This window comes from Calothrix sp. PCC 6303, from assembly GCF_000317435.1.
Lineage (GTDB): Bacteria > Cyanobacteriota > Cyanobacteriia > Cyanobacteriales > Nostocaceae > PCC-6303.
The window spans coordinates 142,022-163,180 of record NC_019751.1 but is presented as its reverse complement, the minus strand read 5'-3'; the positions used below and the strand labels follow the sequence as shown (position 1 = coordinate 163,180).

The 21,159-nt window shown below is 40.0% G+C and carries 15 protein-coding genes; 10 read left to right on the top strand and 5 right to left on the bottom strand.

Annotation, left to right across the window (positions count from 1 at the left end):
• Nucleotides 1–51 precede the first annotated feature (51 nt).
• Nucleotides 52–1,671, top strand: a complete 1,620-nt coding sequence (locus CAL6303_RS00675; RefSeq protein ID WP_015195906.1) for an IS1182 family transposase — start codon at nucleotides 52–54, stop codon at nucleotides 1,669–1,671.
• A 165-nt stretch (nucleotides 1,672–1,836) separates the two neighbouring features.
• Nucleotides 1,837–2,211, top strand: a complete 375-nt coding sequence (locus CAL6303_RS00670; RefSeq protein WP_015195905.1) for a hypothetical protein — start codon at nucleotides 1,837–1,839, stop codon at nucleotides 2,209–2,211.
• Between the two features lie 10 nt (nucleotides 2,212–2,221).
• Here the strand turns inward: CAL6303_RS00670 and CAL6303_RS00665 are convergent, their stop codons facing one another.
• Nucleotides 2,222–2,653 (bottom strand): hypothetical protein, encoded by a 432-nt coding sequence (locus CAL6303_RS00665; protein WP_015195904.1) that lies wholly within the window; start codon nucleotides 2,651–2,653, stop codon nucleotides 2,222–2,224.
• A gap of 780 nt (nucleotides 2,654–3,433) precedes the next feature.
• Here CAL6303_RS00665 and CAL6303_RS28275 point away from each other — a divergent pair.
• From CAL6303_RS28275 to CAL6303_RS00650, 3 genes are all read left to right on the top strand, one after another.
• Nucleotides 3,434–3,805, top strand: coding sequence for a hypothetical protein (locus tag CAL6303_RS28275; protein WP_015195903.1), 372 nt, complete (start codon nucleotides 3,434–3,436; stop codon nucleotides 3,803–3,805).
• Between the two features lie 62 nt (nucleotides 3,806–3,867).
• On the top strand, nucleotides 3,868–6,024 hold the full coding sequence (locus CAL6303_RS00655; RefSeq protein ID WP_015195902.1) for a pentapeptide repeat-containing protein: 2,157 nt from the start codon (nucleotides 3,868–3,870) through the stop codon (nucleotides 6,022–6,024).
• Between the two features lie 47 nt (nucleotides 6,025–6,071).
• On the top strand, nucleotides 6,072–6,566 hold the full coding sequence (locus tag CAL6303_RS00650; protein WP_015195901.1) for a hypothetical protein: 495 nt from the start codon (nucleotides 6,072–6,074) through the stop codon (nucleotides 6,564–6,566).
• A 133-nt stretch (nucleotides 6,567–6,699) separates the two neighbouring features.
• On the opposite strand, the gene mutL is transcribed toward CAL6303_RS00650, so the two are convergent.
• Entirely contained in the window at nucleotides 6,700–8,403 is a 1,704-nt protein-coding gene (mutL, locus tag CAL6303_RS00645; protein ID WP_015195900.1) for a DNA mismatch repair endonuclease MutL, read from the bottom strand.
• A gap of 295 nt (nucleotides 8,404–8,698) precedes the next feature.
• Between mutL and CAL6303_RS00640 the strand changes: the two genes are divergently transcribed.
• The 4 genes from CAL6303_RS00640 (at nucleotide 8,699) to CAL6303_RS00625 (ending at nucleotide 15,405) form a co-directional block, all read left to right on the top strand.
• Nucleotides 8,699–10,105, top strand: a complete 1,407-nt coding sequence (locus tag CAL6303_RS00640) for a polysaccharide biosynthesis/export family protein (protein WP_015195899.1) — start codon at nucleotides 8,699–8,701, stop codon at nucleotides 10,103–10,105.
• A gap of 100 nt (nucleotides 10,106–10,205) precedes the next feature.
• Nucleotides 10,206–12,362 carry a GumC family protein gene (locus CAL6303_RS00635; protein WP_015195898.1) on the top strand — a complete coding sequence of 719 codons (2,157 nt, stop codon included), beginning with the start codon at nucleotides 10,206–10,208 and terminating at the stop codon, nucleotides 12,360–12,362.
• A gap of 2,273 nt (nucleotides 12,363–14,635) precedes the next feature.
• Complete coding sequence (locus tag CAL6303_RS00630) at nucleotides 14,636–14,836, top strand: hypothetical protein (RefSeq protein WP_015195897.1); 201 nt, start codon at nucleotides 14,636–14,638, stop codon at nucleotides 14,834–14,836.
• Nucleotides 14,837–14,934: 98 nt separating this feature from the next.
• The gene (locus CAL6303_RS00625) at nucleotides 14,935–15,405 is read left to right on the top strand and encodes a HetP family heterocyst commitment protein (protein ID WP_015195896.1); all 471 of its coding nucleotides are present in this window, start codon (nucleotides 14,935–14,937) and stop codon (nucleotides 15,403–15,405) included.
• 1,385 nt (nucleotides 15,406–16,790) lie between these two features.
• Here CAL6303_RS00625 and CAL6303_RS00620 read toward each other — a convergent pair.
• Nucleotides 16,791–18,239: a M16 family metallopeptidase gene (locus tag CAL6303_RS00620; RefSeq protein WP_015195895.1), complete on the bottom strand. Its 1,449-nt coding sequence runs from the start codon at nucleotides 18,237–18,239 to the stop codon at nucleotides 16,791–16,793.
• A 37-nt stretch (nucleotides 18,240–18,276) separates the two neighbouring features.
• Nucleotides 18,277–18,513: a hypothetical protein gene (locus tag CAL6303_RS00615; RefSeq protein WP_015195894.1), complete on the bottom strand. Its 237-nt coding sequence runs from the start codon at nucleotides 18,511–18,513 to the stop codon at nucleotides 18,277–18,279.
• 84 nt (nucleotides 18,514–18,597) lie between these two features.
• Here CAL6303_RS00615 and CAL6303_RS00610 point away from each other — a divergent pair, with 84 nt between their 5' ends.
• Entirely contained in the window at nucleotides 18,598–19,368 is a 771-nt protein-coding gene (locus CAL6303_RS00610) for a Uma2 family endonuclease (protein WP_015195893.1), read from the top strand.
• 103 nt (nucleotides 19,369–19,471) lie between these two features.
• Here the strand turns inward: CAL6303_RS00610 and CAL6303_RS00605 are convergent, their stop codons facing one another.
• Nucleotides 19,472–21,007, bottom strand: coding sequence for a M16 family metallopeptidase (locus tag CAL6303_RS00605; RefSeq protein WP_015195892.1), 1,536 nt, complete (start codon nucleotides 21,005–21,007; stop codon nucleotides 19,472–19,474).
• Between the last annotated feature and the right edge of the window lie 152 nt (nucleotides 21,008–21,159).

The window sequence follows — 21,159 nt, the reverse complement described above, 5'->3', positions numbered from 1 at the left end:
GAGGCTAATTTATAGGAGAATAAGGAGAATAAGGTATGAGGAGTGCAAACTATGCGTCCATTAATATGGGAACCTCCAATCTCCCTGTCAAGCAAAGAAGAAAAAGTTGCGAAACGTATACGCAAAGCAAAGTTATTTGTATTTTTGCGGCAAATACGACACGAATTATTTGACCCAGACTTCCAAACGGAGTTAGCAAGGGTATTCAAGGACAGTAGTGTTGGTTTATCTCCAATACCACCAGCACAACTTGCACTTGCAGTAATTTTACAAGCATATACAGGGGTTTCAGATGACGAGGCAATAGAAGCGATTGAAATGGATAGGCGATGGCAGCTAGTTTTAGATTGTCTCGATTGTGAACAAGCTCCATTTGGCAAAGGGACACTAGTTAGATTTCGTGCGCTTTTGATGTCAAAGTCTCTTGACCAGAGGATTGTGGCGAAAACAGTTGAAATGGCACATTTTCATGAAGGTTACAATCCGAAGTCGTTAAAAGTAGCCTTAGATTCAAGCCCGTTATGGGGAGCGGCACGTGTGGAAGACACGTATAATTTGTTAGGTCATGCACTAAGGAAAGCATTATTCGTAATAGCTCAGAATTATGAACAGGACGATTCTGGTGTTACAGGCGTTACAGCGACTATCGGTGCAGAAATCATCACGGGAACGAGCCTGAAAGCTGCCTTAGATTTAGATTGGGATGACCCGGAAGCTCGTAATGTTGCACTATCTACAATATTGCAAACATTAGACTCAGTTGAGTCTTGGGTCAAACAAAAAACTGATTTGGATGAAAAAACAAGCACTCAAGTCAACAAGAGCATTGAAGATGCGAGGCAAATTGAATCACAAGATGTTGAGGAGAAATCTGATGGCTCCCCAAAGCTCCGTAAAGGTGTTGCTAAAGATAGACGCATTTCAATTGAGGATGAGGATATGCGTCATGGTCGTAAAAGTCGCAGCCAAAAAATTGATGGTTACAAACGTCATATTTTCAAAGACTTAGAATTGCAAATGGTAAGAGCTGTTGGTGTTACCAGAGCAAACGAACCAGAAGCATCTGTAACTATGGCAATTGAGTTCGACTTAAATGCCCAGAACGTAACAACTCTTGACATCAAAGAGCTACATATTGACCGTGCATATTTAGCTAGTCATTGGGTTAAACAACGCACACCTGATATGACTATTATTTGCAAGGCATGGAAAGTCCGCAACGGTAATTTTTTTGATAAAAATGCCTTTGTTCTGGATTGGGAAAATCATTTCATTCGCTGTCCCAATGGAGTTAGTTTACCCTTTAATGAGGGGACTGTTGTCCACTTCCCCAAACACGAATGTCAAACCTGTCCTTTACGCTCTCAATGTACAGAGAGTAAGCAAGGTCGCAGTATCTCTATTCACCCTGACGAGTCTCTACTTGTAGAGCTACGGGAACGTCAAACTACACAGAGTGGACGTGAGAAACTCCGCGAGCGCGTTAGTGTTGAGCATAGTTTAGCTCATATTGGTCAGTGGCAAGGAGATAAAGCTCGCTACATTGGCTTACGCAAAAACCTTTTTGACCTTCGACGTATGGCTGTTGTTCATAATCTCCACGTTCTTGCTCGTATGTTTGAAACTAATAATAAAGAAATTTCTAATTTTAATAATTCATACTCTGCCTGATTTGTCAATATCTTCTACTGGACTGGTGCTCTAGGAAAAGATAGCTAGGAGATGGGAAGCAGAATTCAGCGCGAGAATTCTGTTTCTCCATATCTGATTCAAGATTGATTGACTTTGAACAAAAATAGTTATCCTAAAATAAGCAAAGCAATCAGAATTTTCACGATGAACTTTAACAATCTGCAATTTTACATTTCAAATCTTCGCCCTTGGCTGACTCTGTTTATCATCGTTTGGCTGTTGGGGTCAGTGGGATTAAGTTGGTTGGTGAATTCTTTGTTGATTATAGTTGGGCTGTTATTTTTAGCCCCAGTTTTGGCGTTTGTGGGGTTTCGTTGGTGGTTACAACGAAATCTAATTACTGATAAGTGCCCAGCCTGTACATTTGAAATCACAGGCTTGAATAATACTAGCCTTCAATGTCCCAATTGTGGAGAACAGCTAACGGTGGAAAAAGGTCATTTTCACCGCATCACACCAGAGGGTACCATTGATATTACAGCCATTGAAGTACCAGCGCGATCGCTTGAAGAAAACTAAGCCTTTTTTTCTACTTTTTTTGTTGCGAAATTGAAAGGGTATAGTTATACTGTGCTTGAGATAATTCACCTATATAAAGTGAGTAATTTCCAGCTTGCCAAAAACCGGATATCTCCGGCTTCCCACCAGAGTAGTTATCTGCAAGTACACAAAAACGACCACCAGGTCCATCTATTAATAATGTGGGTTTTCCGGCACTTTCTACCGTCAACCGTAAGTAAGGTAATGCTTCTGTAACTTGCAATACTTGGCTAGGAGTTGTACTGATATTACCGCAATTACTTTTATTAGATCCACCTGATTTACCAGTTAAAGTGGTAGGGTCAGGTTTGAGGTTTTGACCAATTTTTACTTGTTGGGCATTAGCTAGATTAATATGGCTAAGGATTAAACTTATTGATGCCAATGTTATAGGGATGACTTTAAGTATTTGAGCTTTCATAATAATGATGTTTCCGGCTTTTTTAAGACGTATTTATACAGATATATTAAGTTGATTGACGGTGACAAATATCTTTAGTTCCGTTATTACACTAATAACTGTTAGAAAATTAACTTCTGAAAATGCTAAACCTCGTCTATCTTGAAAACTGTAGTTTTCCATCAAGATCTTGAGTAGGCATAGCCAGCCCTACGGGCTGATGCTAGTCTAGCCTACGTGAACGGCAACCCCTTTGGAGAACGACAAACCACTTCGCGTTTACTTTACGTTGCTGTTTGACACATTTAAATTGCTCAAAAAACTCCGGGTTTGATCACGGATGAGGTTTATTAGCATTTATTTATAGGTCTTGTAGCTAAAAGATCCCACTACATAGGTATGAAATCTAACTTATTCAACAGCCAAATATATAGAGTTGAGATTAGAGACTTCCAAATAAAAACATATCCCCAAATTTATTGTGGTGCAGGCATCTTCCCTGCTACTAATGGAAGAACAGGCAAGACTTTGGCGTGAGCGTTCAGTCCTTACCTCCGGTACACTTCGTTCCGACAGGCTCAGGAACCATCGAACGCTGCCTATGCCACAATATTGGATCATCTTTTTTGTGGAGTTCTCTTATTCTTCTATAAACTTCGCTTCTTAATTGCCTCCCCCCTTTCACTTATTCAATCAAAGCGATACATTTTGATGTAGATTTCAGTAGAATCACAGATAAAATCGATGACCTTGAAAATTTGGTTTTATCGATTATCTACTAGGTATAGAGGTACAGTCGCAATGAGTTTCTATTCCGAAGACAAACCACATCAATCAAAAAGCTTTGAGACAGGGGTTGATCCCTCTACTCCTATTTTAGAATCATCATCTGAATATAGGAAACATTTTCCCGGACAAATATCTCCAGAAAGTCTTAAGGAAGTTTCTTCTGACTTCGTAAATTTTAGTTGGTATTGGCGGAAAATTTTAATGTGGTTCGGTAACTTACCTATTAGAACAAAATTTGCTGTTGGGGGGTTAGGACTAATATTTGGTTACGCCATCGCTCAAGCTATGTTAAAACTAGTAGCTTCAATCATTAGTGTGGCATTATTACTCGTATTACTGTACCTTGGATACAAAATTTGGGTATCGGGTAGTGAAGAAAATTAGCAGTAGCTTATTTTAAACAAGCCCATGGGCAAAAATATAAAATTAAAGGATAAAGTCTCAGAATGAAAACCCCAATTGTTAGGAGAAATATTAGCCAATCTAACCATTCTCAGGAGTCAGGAAAACGCAATCCGCCATCTTTGACAACTCGACGCTTTGGTGCCTGGGCAACAGAAATTACACTGGTAGTTGTGAGCGGATTAATACCTTTTGGCATTGGGGTTTTTGTCAATCGCACTGACATGAACCGAGTCCCTCTTAATCCCTTAATGGGAACAGTGGAGAAAGTAGTGGCTCGTCCTTTAGCGTTACCTGTGAGTTACGGAACTCGGAATGTGGCATGGGTGACAAATATTTTATGGACAGTGGGAGCGATCGCACCTCTGACTTTATCCTGTTGGCAACTATATTTATTAGCTAAAACTGGTAGCACTTCCCCTAAAAGATGGTTTGGTGTGCGAGTTGTTTCTGAACAAGGGACACCACCGGGTTTATTGCCAGTTGTAGTTAGGGAAGGAGTTGGTCGTTGGGGTATTCCAGTTTCGGCAGCTTATATATTATGGCGCTACAGTCCTTTGTTTCCCAATTTGGGTGTGTTTTCGCTGGTATTAGGTGCCTTGATGGTGGGTGAAAGCTTGGGTTTCCCCCGCTGGAAAGGAAAACGAGCTTGGCATGATCGCCTCGCAGGAACCTATACAATTGATGCTAACAAGCCTTTTACACCACCCCGTCAACGTCAAGTTGGGGTGGAAGAATGGAATGAGGGGGATGAAGAAGCCGCTATTGAATCAGTGGTAATGTCTCCTGTGGCACCGGAAGAACCTCCGCAAGAGTCACGGTTATTGCTGTGGATGCGGCAAAATCCCAGTTCTACTTTATTTGCGATCGCATTATTAAGTATGGGGGCTGTTTTAGGGACATTAGTGGGAACCCAAGTTTATATCCAAACCCAAGAAAATCGTCGCACATCTGAGCAAGGTAATCAAAAACAGTTCCTCGAACTTGAACAGCGACTAAAATCCAGTTCAGCGACAACTGTCGAAGAACGTCAACGTACAATTATCGCATTAGGTACCCTGAATTATCCCCAAGCCACTCAATACTTAGTGAGTTTGCTAACTCAGGAAAGCAATCCCATTCTACTAAATACTATTCAGCAAGCATTAGTTAATGTGGGTACAAGTGCGATTGACGACTTAAAGCGTCAAAATCAACTCTTAGGTAGCACATTAGATACAGGCAATAGCAATTCCGGTAACAGCACCCAAACTTTACAGCAGCAATTACAACTAAATCAACGAGTAATTAATAAAATTCTCACTGTCAATAGCAATCAGATGAAAAAAGTTGACCTCAGACGTGTTCGTTTAGGTCAAACTATTGATGGGCAAAATACCTTTAGTTTATCCTTAGACCGAGTTGACTTGTGGGGTGTGAATTTTAAAGGGGCAAACCTCGATCAAGCCAGCTTTAAAAATAGCCGTTTCCGGGGACCTGGTGACGATGGATTGTGGGATACTTTCGATGATGCGATCGCTGATTTGAGTCAGGCACAATTAAAGCAAGCCAATTTTAGTGAAGCAAACCTCAGTCGTGTGCTTTTAAATAAAAGTGACTTGAGTCGTTCCACCTTAAATAAAGCTAATTTAGCTGGTTCTCGATTAATCGGAGCAAATCTCAGTAGTGCCCAAATGGTGGGAGCCGATCTCCGTAATGCTGTCCTCGAAAATGCCAGCTTAACAGGAGCCGATTTAGGAGAGGCAAAATTGAACGAAGCCGAGTTATATGGGGCACGATTGAATCGAGCGATCGCTATCGGTGCTCAACTCTCCTACGCCAATCTTACCAAAACCGATTGGCAAGCCGCAGACCTTTCAGGTTCCTATTTAGACCGAGTTAATCTTACCAACGCTAATCTCAGTACAGCCCGTCTGACAGGTGCTATTTTACGTTCAGCTAATCTCGAAGGTGCCAACCTGCGAAACGCCGACCTCACCCTCGCAGACTTCCAAGGTGCCAACGTTGCTAATGTTGATTTTCAAGGAGCAATTTTCTTCCCTGGTGGACAAGATCAAGCTAACCAATTCGTCCAAACACCCCAACTAGGTTCACAATCAGCCGTCGTCAAAGGTGTCGATTTTAGCCAATCCAAAAACTTAGATGCCAAACAGATAGCTTATATTTGTACACAAGGAGCCATTCACCCTCGTTGTCTTTAAAGTTGAGTTGATCTCTGTAAAATCCACCATCTTGTGAGGAGCATACTATGAAACATCTACAGTATTTAGGATCATTTTTACTCGCTAGTTCCATACTTGGTTTTTCCCAATTAAACCAATCAGCCCAAGCCCAAGTTGCCTACGGTAGCTATGTTGGTATCGGTCCCACCGTTGGATTAAGTGATGGTGTCCAAGTTGGTGGGGTTTTAGCTGCTCGATATAAACTGTTGGAAACCCCAATTTCTTTTCGCGCTCAAGCCCTAGTTGGTCAAAGCACAGCAGTTGTTCCCACAGTTTCCTACGATATCCCCATCAATTGGCAAACTGACGCTTATTTAGGGGCTGGAATAGTCTTAGCTGGGGGAGATGACCCTTCACCTGTTGGTAACAAAATTAGCTTCGCCCTACAACCAGGAGTCGATTACATGGTTCCCAATAGTAATACTGTGATTTTTGGTAATGCAATTATCGCTTTTGATGCCTATCGAGATGGTGGTGGCACTGCGCTATCTGTACAGGGTGGAGTTGGTTTAAGATTTTAACCAACTTTGCGGGTTTAAGTCCCCTGCCTCTACAGGCAGCGTGTTTTGTGTCGGAGTAAAATCTCGGTTCCCAGGAAAAGCCTGGGAACCAGTCGATGACACAAAAAGTCGAAATTACATCAAAGTCAACGTTTCAAATCCCGTGACTTTTGCCAATTACCCAACTTCGCCGAAAATACCGCCCTAAAGAGGATTCTTCCAACACCAAATAAATGGGTCTACCATGGGGGCAGGTGCGAGGGTTACGAGTATTTTGCCACTGATCGACTAAAGTTTGCATTTCTTCTAAACTCAAGACTGTGCCGTTGCGAATGGCAGTGCGGCAAGCAACTGCTACCTGTGCAGCTTGTAAGTCTCCCCCCAAACTTAATTCTAACAGCGCTTCTGTGCAATCATCCCGCTGTTGTAACATCGCTGGGATACTGCGAATTGCCCAAAGATTTTCACCAAAAGGTTCAATATCTAAACCAATTCGCTGAAGTTGTAATACTTGCGTTTCGGATAAGCGATACATCATTAATGGTGATTCTACGGTGGTTATTTGCCAATCATCGCAGATTTTTTCATATAAAACTCTCTCGTGGGCGATATGTTGTTCAATCAACCACAGACCTCCAGGATGTTCGGCAACTATATACATGTTATTAACTTGACCAACTACTTTTAAGTAGTTGGCACTGAGTTGTTCTGAGTTTGCAGTTGCTTCGGATTGATTTTCATCAGGTTGAATAGAGCGATTAAATTGGTAAGAACCTTCAGATTCAGCTACTTTGATGAGTTTACTAACGCGACTGGTGTGGATATCGTCGCTGACACTTTCGGGGTTGAGACGTAGGACTCTATCAATTGCTTGGGTAATTTGTTCTTGCCAATATTTGAGTTCGTGGAGATAAACTTCTGTTTTCGATGGGTTACGATTCCAGTTGATTTGTTCGGGGGGGACAAGTAAATGTAGGAGGCAAACCGGGAAGCGATCGCGTGGTAAGGTGCGATGGTATGCTGCCAAGATTGTATGTTCTAACTCCGGCAATTTTACCATTCTCCCATTTACTGCCAACCTCACCCAATCGGGACGATGACGGTGACATCTATCTGGTAATCCAGCAGCTAAATGTAGAGTAGGGAAACAAGTATCATCAGAATTGCTTAACTTAACCTCTAATTCCTGTAAATCGTGGTGACGAACTTGGGAAAGAAACTGAGGTAACAATCTCCCCATTGTTGTTGCTGGACTAATACTAAACCAAAGGCGTTCATTTTGCCAGACTTGCCAAGCCACTTGCGGGTGACACAGGGCAATTTGTTGAATTGTTGCTTGGATAGCTTTAACTTGTTGTGCGGGACTTGGCATCCCTTCTCTTCTGGCGGGAAAATTGGCAAATAAACCAGAGATAGTAACTACTGTACCAGGTGCGATCGCAGTTGCTTGGGAAGCTAATACTTCTCCCCCAACACCATAACTAACACACCATCCGCATATTTCCAAGTCAGCAGTACGACTCATGATTTCCACATCTGCTAACATTGTTAAACTATGTAGCGCTTCACCCCGAAACCCCAAACTGCGAATCCGCCACAAATCATCACAATTGCTAATTTTACTCGTACTGTGGGAAGTTGCCGCCCGCAATAAATTATCATAATTCATCCCACAACCATTATCTGCTACCCGCACCCGCCATTGTTCGGGTGACAAATAAACCACAATTCTAGTAGCACCCGCATCTAGGGAATTTTCCACCAGTTCCCGCACAACAGCAGCTAGCGAATCAATTACCTCCCCAGCGGCAATTAAATGAACAACTTCCTTTGGTAAAGATTGAATCGTCAAACCCATAATAGAACTGGGAGCAGGGGAGGTAGGGGGGCAGGGGAGATAGGGGAGATAGGGGAGGTGGGGAAGTAGGGGAGCAGGGGAGGTGGGGAAGTAGGGGAGATAGGGGCACTAGAACTGATAACTGATTTAAGTGCAGTGTGACAAGAAGTTTGTTATAAACATTGTTGTGCTGATCTACCTGGAAACATAAGTATATTATTTATCATCTCTATAGAGAAAAGAGGTACTTTCTTTTTGCAGAAAGTATAATTGCCCAGTGGCATTATCAATACTAAAACCAGCTTTAAATAAAGTGATGTTGACAACAGTTTTTTTCAAAATGCGCCTATTTAATGCCCTATGCACCACAGGTCTTTATCTCAGTGTTTTTACTGGGATACTTCATCAATCTGTTGTAGCTCAAGCACCCCCAACTCAAGAAAAACTCCCAGATCAAGCGCCATCGTCCACAATTATACCATCACAACAACCTCCATCTTTACCTCCTGATAGTTCTGAATTATCCCCCTCAAACATCAGTGGGGCAGTTTCACCACAATTTGGTCGCTATTTACTAGGACCGGGTGATGTAATTAATTTATCTATCCAACGTCCTCCCGGTGAGTACCGCTTAGGACCTGGTGATAGTGTGAGTGTTTTTGTTCAGCGTTTTCCGGATTTGGGTTTCCAAGCTCAAATTAATCCTGAAGGTAATATTACAGCCCCATTACTGGGAACTATACGTTTGCAGAATTTAACATTAGCTGAAGCACAGCAAAAAATTCGCAATGCTTTAAATCGTTATGTAGTAGAACCAACAGTGGTGGTATCACTATCAACGCTACGTCCAGATACATCCTTTCAAACATTGGTAGATCCAGAAGGGAATATTGCAGTACCGCAAATCGGTACTGTATCAGTTCAGGGCTTAACTCTTCAAGAAGCACAAGAAAAAATTCGCTTACAGTTGAGGAATATATTAGTTCAACCAATTGTCACGGCTTCCCTTGCCAGCCCTCGACAAGTACAAATAACAATTAGCGGAGAAGTGTTTAAACCGGGAATTTATTCTCTTAATCCATCAACTCCTAGGATCAATGATGCGCTTCTCTTGGCAGGTGGTTCTACTGTAATGGCAGATTTGCGACAGATACAGGTACGACGACGCTTACTTGATGGGACTTTAATGACTCAGAATATTGATCTGTATGCTGCTCTGCAAAATGGTGGCTCAGTTCCCAACTTGCGTCTGCAAGATGGTGACGCTGTGGTCTTAACACGACGAGAAGTTGGCAATGATGACAGCTATGATCGCACTTTAGTCGCACGTTCTTCTTTAGCAACCCCTGTAATTAAAGTACGTGTTCTCAACTATGTTGCAGGGGGTATAGTAGTACAATCGTTACCAAATGGTAGTAGTTTTGTAGATGTACTAGCGGGGGTTAGTGTAGCTAATTCTAACCTTCAGGATATAGCTTTGATCCGTTTTGACCCAGAGCGTGGTCGAGCTGTAACTCTGCGGCTAAATGCCAGAAAAGCATTATCAGGAGACATCTCCCAGAATGTGCCACTTCAAGATAATGATGTTATCGTGGTAGGTCGAAACCTACTTGGTAAGATTACTGGTTTGTTAACTACAGTCACCCGACCTTTTTACGACGTACGTACTTTCCTCAATTTCTTTGATACCCTTGGTGGTAGCGACAGTAATCAAAATAGGTAGATGTACAAAGGTAGGGAAAATCCAAATTTCTCTACTAACCAATTCATTCTGAATTCCGATATTTATTTTTACACCCTTATTATTCTGATACATGTGAATTATGGCTCCACCGATTGTTAAGCGTTATCTAATTGCTTTTGCAAAATATAAGTGGATTGGATTAGCTAGCTTCGCTCTAGTAGTAGCGGGGTCAACTATGGTGGCAGTGCAACCGGAACCACCACCAAGCTATTTAGGTGATGCAGCTTTAACTTATAGTGGTCCTCCCATTTCATTTTCAACTTTGGGTAGTGAAATTCAACAAAAAGGTCAGGCAATTAGCGAAGCAGATTTGCTAGCAGAGCCGATTATTGTTGCAGTTGCTAAAAAAATTAGACTCCAACCTCAACAGGTAGTTATACAGTTAAAAATCGATGTTCCTTCGGGTGCTGCTCCCGCACCTGGAGCAGCACCAACTTCATCGGTAATTGAATTAAAATTTGTAGATAGCGATAAAAAACGTGCTGCTGAAGCTTTAGAAACTTTCATGGAAGCGGCAATTCAATTTAGTAGCGATCGCAATACTGGACGACTCAAGTCAATTATCGGCAAAATTGATGAGCGTATACCCGTAGCTAAAAAGGAACTGGAAGCAGCCGAGAAAAAGCTAGAGCAGTACGACAGGGTGGAGCGTCCAGCAATCTTGGCAGCGGAGAATGGTAGCTTATTAAATGCAGTTACTTCCAGTCAAAATCAACAACGGCAAATCCAACAAACGTTGTCGGGAATCGATGCCCAAATTCGCAGTTTACAAAATAAATTAGGGTTGAATGTCGATGAAGCCTATGTTTCCTCTGCCTTAAGTGCTGACCCCATCATGGCTCAGTTGCGGAGTCAAATTTACCAAATTGAAGCGCAAATAGAGCCTCTAAAACGTGATTTGCGCCCAGAACACCCAACTATGATTCAATTCCAGCGGCAAAAAGATGCTGCTGAGAAGTTACTGTATGAAAGAGCAGCAGAGATTGCTAGTGGTGGAGGGAATACAGCCCCTTTACCCAGTTCTGTAAGTGGTGTGCGCGCACGTAGCAACCTCGATCCAGCCAGACAACAATTAGCAAACCAGTTGGTAGCACTACAAACCCAACGGGAAACATTGGCTCAACAATTTAGCAACCAAGTCAGGGAAGAGGCAAAATTAAGACAAGAGTATTCTGTTATCCCCAATAAACAATTAGAGCGATCGCGTTTGGAACAGAACATAGCTTTGAAGAAAGCAGTTTTTGATCAAATGCAACTCAAACTGACTGATGCAAAAACTGCTGAAGCGGAAACTGTCAGCAGTTTGGGCATTGCTAGACCACCCAGAATTACTGCTAGTATTAAGCCACCTAAAAGCGTACCCACAACTATTGGTGCAGGTGTATTCTTTGGTATGGTTGTTGGTGGTGGTGTAGTATTTTTACTGGGATCCCTCGAAGGTACCTTCAAAACCAAAGAGGATATTCAAAACAGCATGAAACAACGCGAAATTGCCATTTTGGGTGAATTTCCCCTCATGCCTGTGGATGATTTGGAAAAAGATATGATCCCGGTGTTACTTTCTCCAGAATCGCCCTATCTGGAATTTTACGAAAAATGCCGCAGTAATCTACGCAGAATTGGCGGTCGTAACTTTAAGGTAGTTTTAATCACTAGTACAGGTGCTGCGGAAGGAAAAACTACCTGTGCTTATAACCTGGGAATCGCTTCTGCCCGTGCTGGTAAACGTACTTTGGTCATCGAAACTGACTTGCGATCGCCTTCGCGCTGTAAGTCTTTAAATGTATCTATTAACCCAGATGCCACAATAGAACCTCTGCGTTACTACGGTAGCTTCAGTGAATGCATTCGCCTAGTCCCTGATATTGAAAATTTATACATCGTTCCTAGCGCCGGACCTGTTCGCCAATCTGCCGCTATCATCGAATCTAGCGAAATGCGACGCTTGTTAGAGGATGCTCGTGAACGCTTTGATTTGGTAATATTAGATGCCAACCCCCTTGGTTTGTCTAATGATGCCTTATTAATCCAACCCTATAGTGATGGGATAATTTTGGTCGCACGACCCAACTATACCCAAGAAAGCGTATTCGGTGAAGCTATTGATCAACTGGTTGAATCAGAACTGGGATTAATCGGAGGCATTATTAATGGTACTGATATTCTTGTTGCACCAACTGCAACCTTAGAATCGAAAATACCAGATGAGGAATTAGATCAAAAAGTTAAGGTGTAAGCACTCTGTATACAAATAACCCTGTTACCCCAAGAGAATTATCTTTGGGGTTTATTGCCTTGCTGTCTATATATCAATAATCTTCCTCAACTAAGTATAATTTAAAGTCATGATTCTCTGACTTTTGTAATTTCATCTCCGGATAAGCAAAGGCAATTTGGAACAAGTTAGAAGAGATCAATATTAAATAAATCACTCGAAATTTTGGCTTATCTATGCATTCTCGGTTATCTGAGTACTCTAATCAGCAAATCTTACAATTCTAAGAGTACTCCAAGTAAAAAAAATGCCCAGTTGTCATTGCGTCCGCGTAGGTCTCACGTAACCAATTGAAGCGTGGCAATCCCAAGATATTGTAGACCATGCGTATAGCCCAAAGGGCATTTAAGAAACGCGGAGCGTGTCCGCTACCCTGCGGGAACGCCAAGAGCGAACGGACTTATGCTACCCTGCGGGATGTAAGCAACGTCGTTCCTCCAACTTTTGGTTCGCAAGCTACGCAATGACAGATTTTGGATTATTTATTTGTTGGAACACTCTAATATCAGATCTTCATCTACTTCTCCGTATGACCGAGAAAAAGTTTACACAAATATTTTTTACTTTTACGTATGTTATTTACAGGAATAATGCTTGATTCACCGGGCTTCAAATACAGATTTGTGTACAGGGAATAACGTAGATCACGCGCTTGTTCGTAAATATCAATTAAAGTATTAGTGAAGTTTTGATAAACCACGATCAGCCTATTGGCAAAGTAAGTAAATATATAAAGTGGGCTAAATATATTCCCCTATTCCTCAAACTTTCCCAGATAAACAATCAAATCTACTTAGAAACATGTTACGCTTGAAGCCTTCGTCAATTAAAAACATACTTAAGAAGCACCAGGAGCTTATTTGGTATTGAAAAGCACTGTATTTCCCTGTATTTAGAACGCGAATGGTTTATGAAGATTTTCCGGTTCTTCAGGCAGTTTTATTGAGGTTGAGGATTTGTTGTAGTACAACCCTCACAGAACAATGTTTACAAAGTAATTATGATGCTTTTTGAAGCTAAATCCTTATATAATAAGTCTTTCAACTATTTTTAACCGGGTTTTCCATAAAAAGAGCCGAAGAGCCGATTTTCCGTTTCCAATTGATGAATAGTACCTCACCACAACATAAGTTTACTATTCATGAAATATTTACTGTCAACACTTTATCGACAGTTTTTTAGATTGTAGATAGATTATATTGAATCGAGATTTATGTACTTATAATTTCATCTCTTTACATCTAAAAAAATAATTTATTATTACTCTTGATGACAGAAAAATATTACTAATTATTTAATGCGTTATTTCATGTATATTATGTAATATAAACTCATATAAAAGAATTAATTATAAATTTTAATGTTAACTTCAAAAAATAGCTTGGAGTAAATATCGCCCTGCAACGGTGAAGTTTTCTTCCAGTTCTTGAATAGCTTTAAGTCGTAATTATTCTATTACTAGTTTTTCAGGACTAACTATTCTGATCCAATGCACTGCTCGTAAATAAAAATATAAATTTAATTCCTAAATATACAAAATTTACAACTTTGTATCTGCAATTACTAAACAATATTGATTCAAGAATTACAATAATTATGTTGCAAATTTTGAAATTAAGTTTCTACCAACAAAGTAGTTAAATCAAGAGTTATCAGCCAAAATTTCATAGATTGTATTTATTAAAAGTGTCAATAACAGCATTATATAGATACTCTCACAGGTAATTAGAGTAGCATCGGTGTCTTTACCAAAATATAATTGTTTATCTACTACAAGAGTGTTAAAATTTTTGAGGAAGTTTGCTTAATTAAACTGATTCCAGAATGCCTAAATGGGGGGTGTTACCCCTCAATTATCAACATCTGGAGGATAAAAACTCAAGCCGAATCACATCTAATGTAGACATGAGAAAAAGCGAATAAGTTAAATTCGTAAATATGCCAATTTGGCAGATGACATTTGTCGTAAAAAATAGTATAAATACTAATATAATGCTATGTATAAGACAAATAAAAGTTTTTATTTTTTGCCAAAGCTTTACTAGTTTTCTTAGCTGTTTTTTGGCGAAATTGGTAAAGGGTGAAACTGCTTCTTAATTTAGAGATGCAAAGCTAGGAGTGATTACATATTCTACAAGAGGACATAACTGCATTTACCAAAAACCAATCAGGCATTCAAGCAAAGCCGAACAAGGTTGATAGCAACAGTTAAATTTCCGAAAGGAGGTCTACTTATGGAAAAGATCATCAAGTCTAGTGCAGTTGAAACCTCACACCAAGATAAATATCCAGAAAATGATTGCCGACAGGATGCAGCGAGAACATGGCAGCAAAAATTTATCGAGTTTGAGATTTTAGTCAATCAAAGAAATAGCTTCATAACAACCGAATATTATCCCATAGCCAATATGCTATTCAAGCACATGAATAATTAAAGACTAAAAAAATTTCTCAAATTTTATCTAATCAGAGATAAATCTCACCTGATAATTAAGACAATAGTTGACTTTTAGTGAATAGTTTTAACAGTTCTATGAATCACGATAATTCTGGTATTAGTAGCAGTTTTGAAAAGAAAGCTAACCGCGAACAATTCGATCAAGTAGTCGAAGCAATTCTGGCAGGGAAGTATTCTTGGGCTTGTGTTTTGATGCTGCGTTTCTCCGGATATAATCCTCTGCATTACATTCCCTACAGAACTTATAATCGCTTACTTAAGGAAAACTCTACTTCCAAAAAATCAAATCAACAGCTACATGATGAAATAAATAAAATTAAAACAACATCAGATAAATCATCTGAAAACAGATTAGCAGCAGCTTGCTTGAACAAGATTAAAGATTTAGCATACATGGAAGTTGGTGGACAGAAAAAAAATAAATCTCGTAATAGCGGAACTTGGGAAGATTGGTTATCGACACAAATAGACGAATCTCAATCGAATGATTCTAATCTATCGGAAAAAACCTCTGGAAATAGCAGTTTGAGGCTTATGGACAAGTAGTAAAGCCTATATTGAGAGTTTATTAATTAAATACATCTAAGATATGTGATAGACAAAGGTTGAAGCTTAGTTCTATCAGTAGTGCCGCTTGCGATTTTTTTACTCAACCATGTCTGCAAGTCAAATTTATACAATTCTTTCTGAGAGAACTTGTAGATGTGATGGGTGTTAATGTGTTCCATCAAGTTGTTAACTAGCAATTTGATGGATTTTTTGTAGGCTATGATAAATATCACCGAATATGAAGACTGTGGGATAATTTCCATGAGTTAGCTTGACTAGACAAAGACTTGAGTAAAGGTAAGGACAGAACTTTCAGATATAGGGCTTAGGTAATCCTCGCTAGATAATAAGACTGTGATATTACTAGTGGGGCACAAGGCGAATTTCTAAGATAGTTAGGTAGTTTTTCTATGGGTCTTGATGGCTTGTCATTTATTTCAGTTAGTCTGTCATTTAATTATGATATCATAGTTAAAGGAAAATAAATCAATTAAATATTTGACTTTTAACTCGTATTCAATCTGTACTGTCGCATTTAGTTCTTTGCGGCAGCAAGTTTCGTGATCTTTTTGTAATTAAAGTGCCAACTTGGCAAACAATATCGCATTATTATTTATACATTAGATATATCAAATGCAAGTGAGTAAAGTGTTGGTTGTTCACGTTATTAATACTTAGGGAGGTAGGGAAATTTAAGCATCTGTTAAGTTCTGTGCTTAAATTGTGAAAAAACTAATGTACCAAAAGTTAGAGCTTGATGGAGTCTAGTACTCCTAAAAAATATACAAGTTAGATTGTTACTATTGATAGTTCTCTACCCCTTAGGATTTAAGCTAAAAGTAATTAGAACGCCTTCCATAAGCAGTATCTAATTTTCTCAAAGCTTTTCATTGCACAAGGTTCGGGCAAAGCTGAGTGCTTGAAATTGTTAGTCCTTCGATAATTATTTAATTAGGGGTATGTTCTAGAAGTATTTAGTTACAGCTTGGCAACTGAACTACTTACTGGTGCTAGAGGGGAAAAGAAAGTAACAATTAATTAGTTATCATATTTGGTGAAATCTACTATAATTTCGTTTATGTTTCAATTTTTATAATCCCACTCCTCCCAGTCGGATTATGTTATCTCTGGTTTGTCAATTGATAATACCGATTCAAATAATGTTTGCAACAGGTAATTATCTGGAGACGCGATATACCTAGTTTCTCCAGATTTATATGTCGCATTCTTTCTTCAAATTGGTGTAACTTAAAAATATAAATAAGACTGGAAACTTCTTCATGTTGAGGTTTCCAGTCTTTGTTTAATTAAGATAATTCGACAAGTTAAGTAAAAATCTTGGAGACTTTCAACCTAAAGGTCTCTATTGTCTCAAAACATCTTTAATTAATCGTCACATCGATGGTTGTAACTTGATTTTTCAATTGGGTTAGTGGCGGATTAATGGCAGTTTGACTACCTACAACTAATGTTACTAAGCTATCAGGTTTGAGGTATTTTTTGGCGACTCGTTGTACATCTTGAATAGTTGTGGCTTCAACTCCTCGACGATAGGTAAATAGGAAGTCTGGGGGATAACCATAATATTCGTACCGCATTAAGCGCGATAGGGTTTGAGCGGGATCTTGGAAGTTAAAGACAAAAGAATTGAGGGTTGATTCTTTGGCAAATGCTAGTTCTTTGGCGGTGATGGGTTCAGTTTGTAGACGTTTGATTTCAGTTTTGATGGATTTAATAAATTGAACAGTTGCATCAGAACGGGTTTGTCCACCAGCGATAAACATACCAGGATAATCATAGCGAGGACTCCAATAGCCGTATACTGAGTATGCCAATCCTTGACGCGATCGCACTTCGTTAAAAAGCCTTCCCCCAAAGCCATTTACTACATTATTTAGGACATCTAGTGCCGCATAATCGGGGTTCTTAAATTCTCCACCAATGTGTCCAATCAGAACATTACTTTGAGTTAGTTGTGGTTGATTGACAAAAAAGACTTTATCTGCATTAGCCTGTTTAACTTGGGGAAGTTGGGGTTTGATGGGTTTAAGGCTAGGTTTCCAATCCCCTAACTTACTTTGAATTAGGGTTTTGATTTTTGCTGAATTAAAGTCGCCAACTATACCGAGAATGATGTTATTCGGATAAAAATACTGTTGGTAAAACTGGACTAAATCGTCACGTTTAATTGGGGTGATAGTTTTGTATTCGGTGGTGCGGGAGTAGGGGTTGTCTTTGCCATAGATGAGTTTAGCAAATTCCCTCTGGGCTATGCTTTCAGGACTATCGTTACGGCGGGAAATATTACCGCGTTCTTGATTTTTGGCTAAATCTAGTTTTTCGGGGGCAAAAGCTGGTTGTCGCAACACCTCAGCAAAGAGATCAAATACCGTATCAATATCTTCGGTTAGGGATTCAAAACTAGCGCTACCCATAGATTCACCGATGTTGGTTTCTACAGATGCGGCACGTTGTTCTAATAAATTATTGAGTTGGTCAGGTGTATGCTTGGTAGTGCCACCACTTCGCATGACTTCACCAGTTAACTTTGCTAATCCTACCTTCGTTTGTGGCTCCAAGCGATCGCCTGTACGCACAATCGCGGTTCCAGTAATCAATGGTAGTTCATGTTCTTCCATCAAGTACACTACCATGCCGTTTTTCAAAGTTAGCCGCTCATATTTCGGCAGTTTGACTTCAGGTAATGGTGGCAGCTTTAATTCTGTGTAATGTTTAGCATTGTTGGTGACATCTGCAAATACTGGATTCAGGGTAGAAATTAATAAACTCAGGGTGAGTATTAATGTAGAGAGTAATTTTTTTAGATTCATATTTTGATTTTAGATTCAGCAAGCTAGTATATGGTAATTAAATATCCTCACGGGGGAAATTTGCCCAGACTTCTTGACGCATTTGGGTAATATCTGATTCCGAAACATTACTACCTCGCCACAATCCTCGCAATGACTTTCGTGGTTGCGATTGAAAATTTGTTAACTCATGTTCAATTTGGGGTGCAATTTGCTGTATCAGGCGTAATTTATCGAGCAATGAAAGCTGTTTGATTAACTCTAATACATCTTCAATAGTTACTGTTTGATCCATTATTCTTTCACTTCGACTCTTCTAGAAATTAGTAAAATAGTACGCAAGCGGTAAAATAAGAATACGTCGAAAAAGGCAGCGTCTATGGTAGCCCAGATCAAAGAAGCTCAAGCATCAACAGAACTGGTAATAACTTGGGAAGCATTGCCCGAAGATTTCAAGTTAGAGAACGAACCAGTGGATAATACAGGTCAACCACTTTTGGCTTCTGCTTTGAGCGAAAGTCTCGAAATTAGCGGTTTCATTCAACCTCAGATGCTAATCGCTGCAAATTTTGGTCTTTGTGCCACCCTAAATGGACAATTTGTGGCTAAAGCTCCCGATTGGCTTTATGTTCCCTCTGTTTTGGAGATTTTACCAGACCGTAAGAGCTATACGCCTAATTTGGAAGGTGATGTTCCAGCGCTAGTTATGGAATTTTTATCTGATCTTGATGGGGCAGAATATTCTTATCGGAGAACTTATCCACCTGGAAAATTGTTTTTCTATGAGCAAATTTTACGGATTCCTAATTACGTTATTTTTGCTCCAGATGGTGGTTTGTTAGAGTTTTATCAGTTGGAAAATGGACGCTATGAACTGACGCAACCTGATGAAAATGGTCGGAATTGGGTTTCCTCAATGGGTTTGTTTTTGGGAACATGGCAAGGGACAAAACAAGGTAGAACGGGGTATTGGTTGCGGTGGTGGGATGAAGCTGGTAATTTGTTGCCTTGGGGTACCGAACGTGTGGAACAGGAACGTCAGCGTGCTGAACAGGAACGTCAACGTGCTGAACAGGAACGTCAACAAAAAGAGCGGTTAATTGCCTATTTAAAATCCCAAGGTATTGATCCGGATAATTTGCCCATTTAGTTTAAATTCCCACTTCTTTGATCCCTGTTGCCAGTTAAGAGTTGCCCTTTCAAGGTGGTTAGCGTTACCACCTTAAAAGGGCTACCAGTTAAGAGTTGCTTCTTTAAACCTTCTTAGATAGTAATTTCCCAACTGTGCGATTTTCGGCAGTGAATGTTGCTTTTGAAACTCGTTGAATATCTTCAGGTGTCACTGCTGCGACTTGTTCGAGTTTGGCAAAGAGGTTTTTCCAGGAACCAGTTTTGACTTCATATTCTAATAACTGTTGTGCCATGCCCATATTAGAATCAAGCGATCGCACTAACTCAGCTTTGGCTTGAACTTTAACTCTTTGTAGTTCTTCTGGGGTGACAGTTTCTATTTGTAATTTATCGATTTCTTGCCGCAGTGCAGTGGCTACTGTATCCACTGATTTGCCAGGTGCAGTGAGTGCGTAAAATAACATCAGGTTCGGGTATTTATCACCGGGAAAACCACTAAAACCCTGTGCAGACAAAGCTAATTGCTTTTGTTCAACCAAAGATTTATACAATCTTGATGTTCTACCATCACTGAGAATTCGAGCAATAATATCGTAAACTGCATCATCAGGATGGGTAATTGCTGGACGATGATAACCTTCCAAATACCATGGTTGGGAAGGTAATTCCACAGTAATTTGACGGGTTTCGGTTTGTTTGGGTTCAACCGGGATTTTTGTTTGGGGTTTGGCTTTAGTTTGGAAGCGTCCAAAGTAGGTTTGCGCGAGTTGTTTCACTTGAACAGGATTCACATCCCCAACTACGGCAATGGTTAAATTATTGGGTGTGTAGTGGGTAGCGAAAAATTCCCTTAAATCTGCTGGTGTGAGGTTGCGAATATCTTGTTCATATCCAATTACCGGACGTTTGTAGGGATGAACCTGGTAAGCAACATCATTAAATTTCTCAATCATCAAACCGATGGGGGAATTATCCACCCTTAGACGACGTTCTTCTAAAATTACATCTTTTTCTTTATAAAACTCTCGAAATACTGGTTCTAAAAACCGTTCAGATTCTAACGACATCCACAGTTCTAATTTATTTGCAGGGAAACTATAGAAATATTTAGTTGCTTCAGTGGAGGTGCTCGCATTTAAACCAACTCCACCCGCTTGTTCGACAATTCTCCCAAGTTCATTCTGGTTAACCAATGCGGTTGCTTTAGCTTCAACTTGCTGAAATTCGGCTGTTAGGGAGGTGACTTTTTCCTGCTGGTTGGCAGCTTTTGCAGTTCTAATCTGATTATCCAACTCTTCTAAACGTTCTAACAGGGGTTTTTCTGCTTGGTAATCTTTGGTGGCAATGCGGGTTGTCCCTTTAAATGCCAAATGTTCGAGAAAGTGCGCTATTCCTGTTTTCCCTGATTCTTCATTTACACCACCCACATCAGCATAGGTGAGAAAAGAAACTACTGGGGCTTGATGACGTTCTAAAACTAGGAATTTCATCCCGTTATCGAGGCGAAATTCTGTGAGATTATTGACTACCTGTTGGAGATAGGGTTGGATTGAGCCTTGATTTTGGGTAGTTTTGGCTAGGGCATTTCCTGCTGGTAAACTCCACCATATCATTGCGAGTGTGAGTAGAGATGCAAATAACCTTTTCAATTGATTCATGTGGGAATTGGGAAAATTAGGGTGTCGGAATTGGAAATTAAAATACAAACTGAAACTCCGTCCATGTTGAAACCTGGAGTTATTTAAAAAATATTGTTTGAGAATTTACTGTGTAGTAGCAGATGAAGTTGGGTGTAACAGGACCCAACATT